10 protein-coding genes are annotated in these 15911 nt (G+C 44.0%); all 10 read left to right on the forward strand.

Annotated features, from left to right (window positions below; translation table 11 throughout):
• Positions 1-4 precede the first annotated feature (4 nt).
• Positions 5-1135 (forward strand): alginate lyase family protein, encoded by a 1131-nt coding sequence (locus EWE74_RS20735; RefSeq protein WP_165384783.1) that lies wholly within the window; start codon positions 5-7, stop codon positions 1133-1135.
• A 13-nt stretch (positions 1136-1148) separates the two neighbouring features.
• Positions 1149-2987 carry a glycoside hydrolase family 97 protein gene (locus tag EWE74_RS20740; protein WP_130143576.1) on the forward strand — a complete coding sequence of 613 codons (1839 nt, stop codon included), beginning with the start codon at positions 1149-1151 and terminating at the stop codon, positions 2985-2987.
• Positions 2988-3396: 409 nt separating this feature from the next.
• Positions 3397-6549 (forward strand): SusC/RagA family TonB-linked outer membrane protein, encoded by a 3153-nt coding sequence (locus EWE74_RS20745; RefSeq protein WP_130143577.1) that lies wholly within the window; start codon positions 3397-3399, stop codon positions 6547-6549.
• An 8-nt stretch (positions 6550-6557) separates the two neighbouring features.
• On the forward strand, positions 6558-8312 hold the full coding sequence (locus EWE74_RS20750) for a RagB/SusD family nutrient uptake outer membrane protein (RefSeq protein WP_130143578.1): 1755 nt from the start codon (positions 6558-6560) through the stop codon (positions 8310-8312).
• Between the two features lie 83 nt (positions 8313-8395).
• A complete protein-coding gene (locus EWE74_RS20755; protein ID WP_165384784.1) occupies positions 8396-9814 on the forward strand; it encodes an Ig-like domain-containing protein in 1419 nt (472 codons plus the stop codon).
• A gap of 64 nt (positions 9815-9878) precedes the next feature.
• Entirely contained in the window at positions 9879-11078 is a 1200-nt protein-coding gene (locus EWE74_RS20760) for an alginate lyase family protein (protein WP_130143580.1), read from the forward strand.
• A gap of 29 nt (positions 11079-11107) precedes the next feature.
• Positions 11108-12397: an alginate lyase family protein gene (locus EWE74_RS20765; RefSeq protein WP_130143581.1), complete on the forward strand. Its 1290-nt coding sequence runs from the start codon at positions 11108-11110 to the stop codon at positions 12395-12397.
• A gap of 8 nt (positions 12398-12405) precedes the next feature.
• Entirely contained in the window at positions 12406-13611 is a 1206-nt protein-coding gene (locus EWE74_RS20770) for a glycoside hydrolase family 88 protein (RefSeq protein ID WP_130143582.1), read from the forward strand.
• A 35-nt stretch (positions 13612-13646) separates the two neighbouring features.
• Positions 13647-14531 carry an ROK family protein gene (locus EWE74_RS20775; protein WP_130143583.1) on the forward strand — a complete coding sequence of 295 codons (885 nt, stop codon included), beginning with the start codon at positions 13647-13649 and terminating at the stop codon, positions 14529-14531.
• Positions 14524-15849: a sugar porter family MFS transporter gene (locus EWE74_RS20780; protein ID WP_130143584.1), complete on the forward strand. Its 1326-nt coding sequence runs from the start codon at positions 14524-14526 to the stop codon at positions 15847-15849. The genes EWE74_RS20775 and EWE74_RS20780 overlap by 8 nt, the downstream gene beginning before the upstream one ends.
• The last annotated feature ends 62 nt before the right edge of the window (positions 15850-15911 follow it).

Genomic DNA, 15911 nt, shown 5'->3' on the forward strand with positions numbered 1-15911 from the left:
AATTATGAAAAGAAATTGGTTGTTATTTTTTTGCCTGTTGCTGAGTAAGATGATCTCTGCGCAGCAGGTTGGTGATAAATTTATTCATCCTGGAATATTGCATACCGGGGGGGCTCTTGAGGCAATTAAACAAGCCGTCACCGAAAAAAGAGAGCCTTGGTTATCAGCTTATCTTCTGTTTCGGCAGGATACGAGGGCGTCTTATGCGTATAGTGTCAATGGACCTTATGAGCTGGTGTCGCGTACTGGAAGTAAGCCGGGAGAGTCGAATCTGTATAAAAAAGAATTTGAAGATGACTGTCTGGCGGCATACTACAACGCACTACAGTGGATATTAACCGATGATCGACGACATGCGGACAAAGCAATCGAAATTTTAGAAGGTTATTCTCAAACATTAAAAGGTGTTATCAATAGGGATAAAGAACTCATGGCATCGCTATGTGGTCATATCCTAGTCAATGCAGCCGAGCTCATAAGATATAGCGACGCTGGATGGAATCAAAATCAAGTGGCTGCATTCGAACTGATGGTACGACAGGTCCTGTACCCAGTCATCGCCGAATTTGCCACATTTGCAAATGGTAATTGGGATGCAGCCTGTATCAAAGCAATGATGACGTTTGGCGTATTTTTGGACGATCGTCAGATGTTCGGTCGTGCAGTAGAATATTTTCATAATGGTGAAGGAAATGGACGTCTGACACACTATGTCATCAACGAGACAGGTCAATGCCAGGAAAGCGGGCGCGATCAGGCACATACTCAGTTTGGTCTCGGATGTCTTGCAGAGGCATGTGAGATAGGTTATAATCAGGGATTGGATTTATATAGTGCTTCAGAAAACCGTCTGCTTGCAGGATTTGAATATACCGCAAAATATAATTTGGGATTCGATGTTCCCTTTTCGAGTTGGCTAGATAGGACGGGTAAGTATTATCATACAGAAATAGCACAACATGATCGGGATAAATTTCGAGGAGTTTTTGAAATTGTTCTTAATCATTATGAAAAGCGTGCAAAATTGAACCCCTTCTACACACGTAAGGTAGTGGGAATAATTGCTCCTGAGGGAGAGCCTTGGACTGCCGATCATCCGGGTTATGGTACATTGTTGTTTCGATCTCCAAATTAATTTTCTCATACTAATGAAGCAGCTAATTTTTATAATTATATTTTTCATCTCGTATGCACGAGTCGGTTATGCACAGTCTTATACGCTGGAATCGCCGGATGGAAATTATCAAGTCGAGGTTTATACGGCGAACGATACGCTTTGGTATTCGATAACTTATCAAAATACGCCCATTATCCTCAAATCTCAACTTGGTGTCCATGCAGCTGAAAGTTGGTCGACTGAACTGGAAATAATAGGTAAACAAGAGAGCGCGATAGATACGTGGTGGAAACCTGTGTATGGAGAGCGTTCAACTGTTAGGGACCATTATAGATTTTGCGAAATAACGATAAGAAAAAAACAACAGCCCGATGGATTACTGAAATTGGAGTTTAGAGCTTATAATGAGGGGATAGCTTTTCGGTACGTATTTCCGGGAGGAAGATATCTTCAAATAACCGAAGAATTTACCGAGTTTCAAATGCCGACAAATACCCACGCTTATTTTACAACTCGGGCTCAAAGTATGTATGAAAAATTGCCATTAAAAGACTGGCCTGGAGAAAGCGAACGACCATTGATTCTCGCGTTGGATAACGGACCGTACGTGTTATTAACCGAAGCGGCAGTGACCGACTATGTGCGTAGCAAATTTTCCCTCAGTGACCATCAATCTAATACGATAGCGACATCCATGTATGGTCCGGTAGATCAAATCGCACCTTTCAAAACACCTTGGCGGGTGGTTATGGCTGCGGAGCAGCCAGGGGAGTTTATCGAGCATAACGATCTGCTGCTTAACCTCAATCCTTCTAACGAAATTGATGATCCGTCGTGGATTAAGCCGGGCAAAGCCATGCGAGAAGTAACGTTGACCACCGAAGGAGCAAAATCTGTTGTTGATTTTGCAGTAAAACGTAATATGCAATACATTATGTTCGATGCCGGTTGGTATGGGCCTGAAGGTAGCAAAGCCTCTGATGCGACAACAGTTACATTGGATCCAGCACGTAATCCTGACCCGGATGCACTTGATCTCAAAGCGGCTATCGCTTATGCTAAACAACATCATATTCGTGTGATTCTCTATGTCAATCAGCGTGCATTGTTCCAGCAATTAGATGAGATTTTGCCGCTGTACAAATCATGGGGAGTGGATGGAATAAAATTTGGATTTGTCATGGTGGGCTCACATTATTGGACAGCGTGGGTGCACAATGCAGTTCGAAAGTGTGCCGAATACGGTTTGGTAGTTGATATTCATGATGAGTATCGCCCCACGGGGTTCAGTCGTACATATCCAAATCTATTGACGCAGGAAGGAATTTACGGTAATGAAGAGATGCCGGATGCCACGCATAACACCACCTTGCCCTTCACGCGCTATAGTCAAGGGGCTGCGGATTATACGATTTGTTATTACAGTAATCGTATCAAAACAACTCGTGCCCATCAGCTTGCGTTATCTGTCATTTATTATAGTCCGCTACAATTTCTGTATTGGTACGACAAGCCAAGTGATAGTCAAAATGAACCTGAGCTGGAGTTTTTTGACCAAGTGCCGACAGTATGGGATGATACCAAAGTCTTACAGGGAGAAATTGGTAAATATATTACTGTTGCGCGCCGAAGTAACGAACAGTGGTTTCTCGGGACAATAAGCAACAATGATTTCCGTGAACTACGGATTCCGTTAGATTTTCTGGAAAAAGGAAAAGAATATACTGCTAAAATCTATAAAGACGACTTGGATGTACAGACGAGGACAAAAGTCGGAATTAAGGAGATAACGGTAAATCACTCCACAATCCTTGAAGCGAACCTATTAGCCTCGGGAGGACAAGCTATCTGGATTTTTCCAAATGAATAAAAGATAAAATATTTCAGTGTTCACTATCTTGAAGATAAAAACGGGGTATATATGAGAATAAGTGGTGTTTATTTGCAGTCTATATCTTGTTGTAGGTTCATAATAAGTGTTTTATGTGTTTGAACAAATGAACCTATTATTTGAGACAAAACGTCCTAGCGTATCCACGTTAAAGCATTGATATTTGTTTCGTTCAAGGTTGTGATACCAAGAATTGTCAACGTCAGTTGACAACCAATTTTAAACAATTATTTTATTATTTAATATGAAGCCATTTATAAATCTATCCAACAGTGTTTTTAGAAAACATCAAAAAAAGAATATGCCACTAAAAGAACAATCAAAATTTTATTACAGCATTGTTTAACGCGGTTTTTAAGAAAGACTATTTATTATAAACTAAATATGTATGAAACAAATTACAAATTTTAAATTTTTCGCATTTGTTGTGCTATGCAGTCTTTCGGTGTTTTATTTAACACCGATATACGCACAACAGATTCAGATGCGTGGACTCGTGAAGGATGCCACTACGGGGAATCCGCTGGCTGGCGTGTCCATTCGCGTAAACAACGTGTCGCTGGGTAGTTCTGGGGATAACGGACGGTTTTCACTGGAAGGTGTTTCGTCCGGTGCTTCCGTAGAGTTCCGGTTGATCGGGTACGAGACACAAATACAAAAAGCCGTGGCAAATATGGAGGTGTCCTTAGTTTCTACCGGGGATGAATTGGAAGAAGTAGTTGTGGTGGGATATGGTACGCAAAGGAAGGAGACATTAACCGGTTCTGTTGCCCAAGTGGATGGCCAGATATTTGAAGATCGCGGGGCATTGAGTACACCTTTGCAAGCCTTGCAGGGGCAGGTTCCGGGGGCAATCATCACAAGAAGTTCAGGCGCCCCAGGAGATGAAGGGTGGGGGATGCGCGTACGGGGAGCTGTTTCGGCAAAGACTGCGGAGCCCTTGGTAATCATCGATGGTGTGGCTTACGATAGTTTTAGGGAACTACGTTTGCTGAACCCTTCGGATATTGAAAGCATGTCCTTCCTGAAAGATGCCGCCGCCGCGATATACGGCTCACGTGCCGCGGGTGGTGTTATGTTGGTCACCACAAAGAAAGGTAAATCCGGAAAAGGCAGGGTAGAGTTTAATACCTTGTATGGCTATAAAAAGCCAGGACTGCAACCACGCTTGATGAGCCTTGAAGAATGGGCTGACGGCGTTATTGTCGCCCGCACCAACGATGGTTTTGGAGAAAGTGATCCCTGGATTCGTTATGCGAACCTGGCACTAGCCAATCAAGGCGGTTATATCGATACCAGAGATGCTAATAATGCACCGATCGGCGGCGCATTCGGTGATGTAGCAGATTTTGTATTCCTGGATAATAACTGGACCGATGTATTATGGGGCGGAGCAAGTTCGACACAAAATGACTTAAATATCTCTGGTGGAAACGAAAAAAGTACCTACCGTTTATCGTTAGGGTATATGTATGATCAGGGAACCTTGCAGTGGGGGAACAATAACAACAGCAGGTATAATATCCGCCTAAACAATGTATTTAATGTTTCGGACCGTTTTACGATCGAATCGGTCATTTCTTTTGGTTATCAAAATCAGGTCATGCCATCCATGATCGGGCGCACGTTAGGAGGGGGATATCCTCAACCTGGATTGCCGGTGAGTACGATAGATGGTAAGCCATACGCCTGGGGCGGGCAGTACACGCCACATTGGTTTTCCGAACTCGGCGGTGATAACAACTTAAAGGTGAAATCGACCAATATCAGTGAAACATTCAAATTTAAAATTACGGATAAATTACAGTGGGTTACCAATTTGGGTTTCAATACAAGCACTGCTTCTCGTGATATTCAGGAAAAAAGTATAGAATGGTTCAATTATACGGGAGACCTGTTGGGGCAGATAAACCCGACACAGGCGAATAGTTTTTATCAAAAAAGTACTGCCGGAACAGATTTTTACTCCGGCTCAACCTTTTTACAATATACGGACTCTTTTAAAGATGCGCACAATATCTCGCTGACCGCCGGCGGGCAATACGAGTTTAACGATTACGATCGGTACGAGGTCAGGATTACCGATATCAACAGTTCGTTGTCTGCTTTGAATGGTTCAGGTGTTATTACGTCAAATACGAATCGTACACAATATGCAATGGGGTCTTACTTTTCAAGATTGAATTATGATTACAACGCGAAATACTTATTTGAGGCAAACGCCAGGTACGATGGGTCTTCAAAATTTGCACGGGAGAACAGGTGGAATCTGTTTTACGGTGTTTCTGCCGGATGGCGGATTGCCGAAGAGACCTTTGTAAAAGATCTGGGTATTTTCGATGAATTGAAACTAAGGGCTTCCTATGGTGCCGTCGGAAACCAAACAGGTATAGATATTTATGATGGCGCACAGCTGTACAACCAAAATACCGCGAGTGGCGCTTATCTGGGTGCAGGCAGGGTCAGTTTTGTAAGGGCCAATGCCCGGTTGGTATCTTATGACCGTACCTGGGAACGTATCCACAATTACAACATCGCATTGGATTTTGCTTTGTTGCAGAATAGATTGTCCGGTACGTTGGAACGTTTTATCAAGAAAAATAACAACATGTTCCTCAGTCAACAATATCCCGCGGCTCTTGGAGCGACTGCTCCGGAAGCCAATATCGGTACTTTTAAAGGAAATGGCTGGGAGTTGACCGCAAATTGGTCAGATACAAAGGGAGATTTCGGCTATAGTTTAGGAGGGGTATTTACTTTTGTTGAAAATGAATTAATAGATTTTGGTGGGACAAATATTATTAATTCCGGTGGTCTCCACGGAGCTATCCAGGGCTTCCCCCTAAATTCAGTCGTTGGTTTGATGTACGATGGCCGTATCCAGAATGAGGAGCAGCGGCAGGAATATTTAGCCACCTATCAGATGGGAAATACCATTGGACTTACCGACCAGATCCGCGTGGGTGATAATATGTACAGGGATGTGAATGGGGATGGCGTATTGACCTATGATGACCTGGTTTATTTGGGCACTGACGATCCAAAAATTCAATATTCGTTCCATGCAGGTGCAAACTATAAAGGTTTTGATGTCAATGTTCTTTTTCAAGGCGCGGCTGAGCGTACCATTTTCCGTGGAGATCTAAACTGGAGACAGCCTTTCCGGCAAGTCTTTGTGAACACCACCAATCAGTCGGTCAATAACCATTGGACGGAAAGTAATCCGGACGCGCATTTCCCCAAATACTCTACCATCGGAAATATTAACGCCTACAATTATCAGGCATCCTCGTGGGCTGTCGAGAATGGCGCATACCTGCGGTTGAAAAATGTCGTTTTGGGTTATTCGTTGCCATACCATGTATTGGATAGGGTAAAAGGGCTTTCCCGGTTCAGAGTGTATGTCGCTGCACAGGATCTTTGGGAAACCACAAAGATCAATGATAGCTGGGATCCGGAGGCTACCAGTGCGGTGAGTAATGGTATTCAGCGTTATCCGTTCAACCGTTCGTTCACTTTTGGTATTAACGCTTCATTTTAGTCAAGGTTATGAAAAGAAATATAATTAAAAGTATAGCTTATACGATGTTAGTCTCGTCGACTTTAGTCCAGACGAGATGTAATAAAATATTGGACCTGGACCCTTTGGTTCAGATAGCGGACGGAAACTATTGGCAGTCCGCAAAAGACTTTCAGCTTTTCGCCAATGATTTCTATAGTTATCGCAGAGGGTTTTCAGCCGTTGTTTCCGATGCACCACACAGTGATCTTCGCTCAGATTTAATCAAAGCACCGGATCCCAATGTATTTAGCAACGGAACCAATACCATTCCGGCGAGTGATGGTAATTATTCAGGGGCTTTTTCAAGAATCCGTGCGATCAATATGTTGTTGCAGAAAGCAGCAGAATATAGCCGGCCCGAAGAGATTGCACAATACGTCGCCGAGGCTCATTTTTTCCGTGCCTACGTATATTTTGATCTGCTTCAATTATATGGCAATGCACAGATTATTGAAGATGTACTGGACGTGAGTGATCCGATACTTTACGGTCCGAGAAACAATAGAACCGAGGTGGCTGATTTTATTATTGCAGATCTGCAAAAAGCCATTCCCGGCCTGCCGTTGGAAAGCGACATCGCTACAGCCGATAAAGGGCGGGTGAGCCGTGGTGCGGCACAAGCTTTCTTGTCGAGAGTCGCCCTGTTCGAAGGAACCTGGCAAAAATTCAGAAGTAACACGGAGCGTGGATCGGCATTACTGGATATTGCCGCACGATCAGCGAGAGATGTGATAAACAGTGCGCAATATGAACTCTTTAAACCCGCGGTCTTAGGCGATTCTGCACAGAAATATCTTTTTATCCTCGAAGATGAAAAATCAAATCCGGCGAGCATCACAAAAAGTGCGAACAGAGAATATATTTTTTCCAATCGCTATGACGAAGTATTGAATCGTATCGGAATTAATATTTCAAGGGGGCAATTGGCAAATGTGGTATGGGTGACCCGCAAATTTGCCAATATGTACTTGTCGCAAAATGGTTTACCTATTGACCACCCGGACAATGCCCAGTTTGAAGGATATGCTACGATGACATCAGAATACCAGAACAGGGATAACCGGATGAAATATACATTGATGCCGCCTAAACAAGCTTATTGGGTAAACTTTAATCCACGGGTCACGTGGCTTAGCGATGCCGCGGATCTGGCATCGGCTATTCATCGTAATTATATCCCTGCATCCACCGCGAGTGGCTACAACAATCAAAAATGGGCTTCCGAACGGGAGGTGCAGGATGCGTATGAAGGGTTTGATTTCCCGATCATCCGTTATGCGGAGGTCTTGCTAAACTATGCAGAAGCTGTCTACGAGCGGGATGGTGCTATATCGGATGATGACCTGAATATTTCGCTGAACCTGGTGCGTAACCGCGTAAATGCCGACATGCCCCGGTTAAGCAACGCTTTTGTCGGTACGCACGATCTGAACATGCGTGTCGAGATCAGGAGGGAGCGTACCATAGAGTTGTATAATGAGGGGTTCCGCATAGATGACCTGAAGCGTTGGAAGACAGCAGAAGTGGAGATGCCTCAGATAATGCTCGGTATAAAATGGGAAGGAACGGAATACCAAACGACCACCACAAACAGTTGGAATACCGTAAGCAGGCCCCGGAATGCGGATGGTATATTGATTATGGAAAGCGGCAGGTCCTGGACGGAAAAAAATTACTTGTATCCGATTCCGGCAGACCAACTTCGTTTAAACCCGGAGTTAGGGCAAAATCCAGATTGGTAGTCAGTTACAGCGTGATTATATAGGCTTTTCTTCAAGGCATGGATATGCCCGGAAGAAAAGCCTTTCAAAGAAAATATTCAGACATGAAAAGATTAAAATCGAATAAGAAAAGTAAGTTGTTGCAACTTGTAGCTGTTGCCACATTATTACTCGGAGTAATATTGGCTTGCTCCAAAAAAGAATGGAACCAAATAGCAGAAGAGCATGTTTTGGTCAACACGGTGAGTATAACCCCAAACGGTACTATTCCGCTCCTGATCGGGCGGGATACCACTCTAGAATTGTCTTATCAGCCATCAGAAGTGACCAACGACAAGTTGATCTGGTACAGTTCCGATGAATCGGTGGCTACGGTAGACCAATCCGGAAAAGTGACCGCGGTAGCGGTCGGTACAGCGACCATTACCGTCGAATCTACGGATGGCGGACTGCGGAGAGCTACGGCATTATTTGACGTAATCGATCAGATCATCTATACCGAAGCATTAATCCTGGAACCGGCAGAATTAGAGATTTTTGAAGAAATGAGAGCTACCGTCGCGGTTACTTTCGCCCCTGAAAATACAACGTACAAGCACCTGCGATGGTCTACCGACAATCCTGAGGTAGCTACAGTAGATCATCAGGGTAATGTTACTGGTGTTTCATTGGGTACAGCAACGATCACTGCACACGCTTTGGATGGCAGTGCGGTGGTCGGAACAGTGGCGGTGGCGGTTGTCGAACCGATCTATATCGAAGATGTCATTGTCGTTTCGGGATTAGGAGAAGTATTTGGTCCCGGAGAGAAACACTTGATTGATTTTTCTGTACTTCCTGTAGAAGCTTCCGCGCAGTTTGTGACGTGGAGCAGTGCAGACGAAAGCGTAGTCACCGTTACAGACGAAGGGCTGATAACGACCGTTGGCTATGGCGAGACCCAGGTCATTGCTACCAGCACGGACGATGCCGGTTTCACGAAATCATTTACGGTCAAAGTAGAAGAGGGCAAGGTCAATGACCATTTCTATAACGGTGTTGCACATTCCTGGGTAACCCCGACGAACGGGGCGTCACTAAATGTACAAAACAATATTCTGTGGGTAACCATGAATACCGGTACTAATCGTCGGGGGGATTTCCGGAGGCCCAATACGACATTGCATATTGGAAATTATCCGATTGTTGCATTCAAGTTTACAAGACCTTTGCCTAGCGCGGGAAATATTTTCCTTGACACGAACTTAGGTCGCTGGAGACAGACGACAGGGAACGGTAACAACCAAATGACGATCCTGACGGGTAGCGACGGCATACAGGTGTTCTATGCGGATATGGGAGCATACAATACGTATGGCACAACCGGAGCGACTATTTCTGAAACACAGGCACATACCTTTAGCCAAATAGCCGTGGGCGTTGCAGATTTCCCGACAGCACAGAATCCGTTGAGCCCTTTCCCGGTATATTGGATGAAAACGTTTAAAACGGTAGCAGAGCTGGAGGCTTATATTAATCAATAGAGGATAAGAGAAGGCAAAGGCGCTTGTTCGTTTAACAGCCTTGCCTTCACCAATTTATTTCATTATGATCAAGATACATAAAACATATATCGCCACTTTGCTGGCATCGGTACTTTTTCTATCATCTTGCGGGAAAGATAAATACAAGTTGGTGAATCCGCAGGAAGATGTTCAGATAGGGGTGCCGGTTGATGAAGTCGAAGAATTTGTGCATCCGGGTATATTACATGATGTAGACGACCTTAATAGAATTAAGCAGGTCGTAGCCGAAGAGAAACAACCTGGTATGGGTTCTTATCTGCTTTTAAAAGCACAAGCCGCGGCGTCATCTACTTATAACGTTAGAGGTCCCTTTGAAAGGATTGCCCGGGATGGTGCCGAAGGCAACACAAAGAATGCATTTGAGCAAGACTTCAATGCGGCTTACTATAATGCGTTGATGTGGGTAATTACGGAGGATGAAGCGCATGCAAAAAAAGCTATCGAAATAATAAATGCGTATAGTTCTACCTTAAAGGAGATTACAGGCACGAATGACAACGCCCTATTGGCAGGGTTGAGCGGTTTTCATATCGTAAATGCGGCAGAGATTATGCGGTACACGTATGATGAGTGGGATGCAACTGATATTGAAAAATGTGAAGAAATGTTGAGAAATGTCTTCGTCAAAGAACTGACAGCCTTTTTCGCACGTGAAGCTTCGACAAATGGTAATTGGGGTGCAGCGGCTACCAAGACCATGATGGCACTCGGCGTTTTTTTGGATGATACAGCTATTTTTAACAATGCGGTCAGGTTTTACTATACGGGGAACGATAACGGCACTTTACGGAATTATATCGTAACAGAAGAGGGACAAGCTCAGGAAAGCGGAAGAGATCAGCCACATACCATGCTGGGTATTGGCTGTTTGGCAGAATCCTGTGAAATAGGGCAGAAACAAGGGTTAGATATGTATGCGTCTCTTAACAATAGGCTATTGGCAGGGTTTGAATATACAGCTGCATATAACTTAGGGCATTCGGTACCCTATATCCAGTGGACTGATATTACAGGGAAGTATTCCAATTGGGAAACGATATCAGCTATAGGGAGAGGAGAGTTCCGTCCTGTATTTGAAATAGCCTACAATGCCTATGTCGTGCGCAAAAATCTTTCTATGCCGTTTACAGAGCAAGTTTTAGATAGAATAGGACCTGAAGGCGCATCGCCTTATAATGATAATGTAGGTTTTGGTACATTGTTGTTTTATTCAGGAGAATAAATGTCACTCTTAGCTTTATATAAAAAATAATGAAAAAAAATTCCAATCTATATGTTTGGCTATTGTTGCCCCTCATGTTGACCGGAGCCTGTGCAAAGGATAAATACAAACTAGTGAATCCGCAAGCTGATATTATTGAGGAAGCCCCGAATGCGGAGATCAACATCGTACACCCGGGGGCTTTGCATACTGCGGAAGATTTCGATTTTATAAAAGGGAAGCTGGCAGCAAATGCTTCTCCTTGGACGGAAGGGTATGATCGATTGAATACCAGCACACATCTGACGTTAAGCTATGTTGCCAGACCGTCTGAAAAACTGATAAGGGGTGGTGGCAGTACGGAAGAACCGGAATCGGACAATTATGCAAATGCGATGCGGGATTCTCATGCTGCATATCAGATGGGCTTAAAATGGCGGCTCACCGGTGATGAAGCCTGGGCTGCAAAAGGCGTGGAGATATTGAATGCGTGGGCATCGACCTGTAAACGAATCACAGGAGACAGCAACAGAGCTTTAGGGGCCGGTATCTACGGTTTTACGTTTGCAAATGCCGCCGAAGTGTTGCGGGATTATTCTGGTTGGAGTGAGAATGATTTTACTGCCTATAAACAATGGATGGTCGATGTATTCTATCCCGTAAATATGGAATTTTTACAGACCCATTGGGGAGTATGTAACTTTCATTACTGGACAAACTGGGATGCCGCCAATATGTGTTCCATATTATCTATAGGCATTTTGACGGATGATCACGCTAAAATTGACTATGCTATCAGCTATTTTAAGCGCGGTGTAGGCAACGGGAATATCAATAATGCCGTTACGCATATCCATAATGTTAATGGTGAAATATTAGGACAGGGACAGGAAAGTGGCAGGGATCAAGGACATGCTGTGTTAGTGATTTCGTTGCTGGGATCGTTCTGCCAGATGGCTTATAATGTAGGAGAAGACCTTTTCGCCTATGATAATAATAAGTTTTTAGCATTATGTGAATATACAGCGAAATACAATTATGCAGACAATGATGGTATATTCCCTTTTACCGTTCCTTTTTCGGAATATACGAGATACTATGCTGCCAATTGCGGTTCGACGGAAATACATACTGCGGTATCTGCTGTAGCACGTGGGGAAATTCGTCCGGCATGGGAATTAGTATACAATCACTATGGAAAAGTAAAAGGACTTGATGCGAAATACTCCCAAATGTTTGCTGAGAAAGTCAGACCTGAAGGTGGCGGCAGTCACTATAGCCCGAACAGCGGTGGATATGATCAGTTGGGGTTCGGTACATTGATGTTTACGCGTGACTAATAAAATATATGAAGATAGATAAGATATGGTGCTTGTTGGTGTTGGGGTTAGCTTCCTGTGGAACCCCATCAACGTTAGATGTCGAAAAAGAATTAAATTACGGTGTGTCACAAATAGAAGCCACCTTAACAGCTATCCCTGATGGTAATCCCAACATCCCCCGTAATATCCGGGAAGATGGGAAAACCTGGCGTTATGTAGACTATAAGGACTGGACGAGCGGTTTCTGGGCAGGGCAACTTTGGTATGCCTACGAATTTGACGATAAACTGGAACTGAAAGAAGCAGCAGAACGCTTCACGAGCGAGCTTAAACCGCTGGCATACGAACCGGTTATTGATCATGATCTGGGCTTTCAGATTTTCAACTCGTTTGGACACGGTTATCGTTTAACCGGGAACGAATCGTATAAGAACGTGGTTTTAGCTGCCGCGGATTCGTTAGCAACACTTTACAATCCGGTAGTAGGAACAATACTTTCCTGGCCCCGTTCAGTGCCCAATATGGAGTGGCCCCAGCACAACACCATCATCGATAACATGATCAATCTGGAGTTGTTGTTCTGGGCTTCCAAAAATGGTGGGGCAGATTCATTGTATGACATCGCTTTAAAACATGCGGAAACAACGATGGAAAACCATTTTCGGGATGATTACACCTCTTATCATGCGGTTGTGTACGACAAGGATACGGGAAAAAGAATTAAACAGGTAACGCATCAAGGTTATGCGGACGATAGCATGTGGGCGCGTGGTCAGTCCTGGGCAATTTATGGTTACACCATGGTATACCGAGAGACAAAAGATGTACGATTCTTGGATTTCGCACAAAAAGTGACCGATGTCTATCTGGAGCATCTACCCGAAGATTTGGTTCCCTATTGGGATTTCAACGCACCGGATATTCCGGATGCACCCCGTGATGCATCCGCCGCCGCCGTCGTTGCTTCTGCTCTGTTAGAGTTATCGCAATACTTACCGCAGGATAAGCAGCAGCTTTATCGTAGCAAAGCCGAAGGTATGTTGAAATCGTTGGCAAAACATTATCACGCAGCACCCAAAAATTCTGCGCTTTTGGGGCAGTCAACAGGACATTATCCGGCGGGAACCGAAATCAATACATCGATTAACTATGCCGATTATTATTACTTGGAAGCGTTGTTAAGACAGAAGAATTATAGCAAAGATGGGTATCTGGCGAGGAGCAACGATTAGTCGTTAATGGTGAATTTTAACTTTATAATAAACATATGGCAAACTTTGTAGCAGCAGCCGATATAGGAGGCTCTCATATCACGGTAAGATTTATAGAGATAGACAGACTGACGGCTGAAGAATCTGTTGTTCGTCTCAAGGTGAACAGTAAGGCTGATAAGGAGACCATTTTGAGTACTTGGATACAAGCATTTGAACAGCTTTCCCAAAACACCGGTATAAAAATAGAGAAAATCGCTTTTGCTATGCCTGGTCCATTCGACTATAGCGAAGGGATAAGCCTGATTCAAGGAGTAGATAAATATGAAAGTCTATACGGAGAGAATATCCGAAAAACGTTTTCGGATCACTTTGATATAGAACCGAACAAGGTCGTCTTTCGAAATGATGCGGAGGCTTTTCTTCAAGGGGAGGTTCTATTGGGTGGTTACAATCTGGAAGACTGTGTTTTGGGGTTTACCTTAGGAACAGGCTTCGGATCAGCATATAGTCGTAATGGATGTACCTGTGATCTAGTTGCGGGACTTTCCCCATTTAAAGATAGCATTGCCGATGATTACCTCTCCACCCGATGGTTCAGAAAAAAAAGTCTGGAATTACTTGGCGAAGATATGGAAGTTAAGGAGCTTGCCGTACGAGCGGAGGAAGGCAATAAATTGGTGCTAGGTATATTTGATGAGTTTGCCCAGAATTTCTGTGATGTGGTCGCACCTAAAGTAGAGGATCATGAAGCTGCTTACATTATTATTGGTGGAAATATAGCGAAGGCACATACCTATTTTTTACCGAAAATCTATCAACTGTTCAATGCTTCGGGGCTAGCGGTCAATATCAAATTGGCGCAGGCAAGCGAATACGCCGCTATGGTCGGCAGTGCATATTTCTTTCAAACTAAGGTAATAAACAAAAGTGATGTCTAGAAATTACCCGTCTCAAATCGCATTGATCGCTGCCTTGGGCGGTTTCCTATTCGGATTTGAAGTATCTGTTATTTCCGGAGCAGAACAAGTTATTCAAAAACTATGGACATTGGATTCTTTTTGGCTAGGCTTCACAGTTGCCTCTAGTCTCATCGGTACCGTGTTAGGTTCGCTGATTATTGGCAAACCTGCTCAACAATATGGACGCAAACCTATTCTTTTCTTGATAGCATTACTTTATTTGGTGTCTGCGATAGGCTGTGCCCTAGGATCTTCTTGGTCGCTTTTCGTGCTGTTCCGTTTCCTGGGTGGTATCGCGGTAGGAGCATCTTCGGTAGTCGGGCCGATGTATATTTCCGAAATAGCGCCGGCAAAAACCCGCGGGCGTCTGGCAGGTATGTTCCAATTGAATATCGTCGCAGGTATCTTAGCGGCTTATCTGACCAATTACCTGTTGGCTGGTTATGGTGGAGAAGATTCATGGCGTTATATGCTGGCGGTGATGGGCGTGCCGGCTATCGTATTTTTTGTGCTGTTGTTCTTTATACCGGAAAGTCCGCGTTGGTTAGCAGTAACTGGAAAAATTGCAGAAGCGCAAGACGTTTTCCGTAAGTTAGGACAGGAAGAGGCACTGCAGCAAGTATTGGACGATCACCACAAGCAAAATAACGGGATAAAAGAAAACCTTTTTAACGGAAAATATAACAAGCCTATTTTATACGCTATGCTACTGGCGATGTTCAACCAGCTTTCGGGTATAAACGCTATTCTGTATTATGCGCCACGTGTGTTCGAGATGGCCGGATTTGACCGCGCCGATGCTTTTCAACAGTCTGTCTTCATCGGTCTGGCAAACTTTGTTTTTACCATTCTGGCAATGACCGTTATCGATAGGTTCGGGCGTAAAAAATTGTTGCTGATCGGTGCCGGTGGGATGACTGTCTTTTTGATATTGACAGCTGTCAATTTAATGGGTGTATCAGCTGCTAACCCGCTAACATTAGTATATTTAGTCGGTTTTATAGCTTTTTTTGCCTTCTCCCAAGGAGCTGTCATCTGGGTGTTTATTGCAGAAATTTTTCCGAATGCGGTGCGTGCACAGGGCGCGGCATTAGGAAGCTTTACCCATTGGATCATGGCAGCGATTATCTCTTGGGTGTTCCCGGTTATTGTAGAGGGTAGTCCAATGGGCGGAGTCTATTCATTTGTTTTCTATGGTGTGATGATGTTGTTGTCTTTCCTGTTTATCTGGCGTGTAATGCCGGAAACAAAAGGGAAAAGTTTAGAACAGATACAGCAGGAGCTGGGTATAAAGTAGTCCCGTTACACAAAAATGGAAAAAGCAAAGAACAAATTTGAATTGGAAACGATATGAGTAAT

The sequence above is a fragment of the Sphingobacterium corticibacterium genome (genome assembly GCF_004208525.1).
In the GTDB taxonomy this organism is placed as follows: Bacteria; Bacteroidota; Bacteroidia; order Sphingobacteriales; family Sphingobacteriaceae; genus Sphingobacterium; species Sphingobacterium corticibacterium.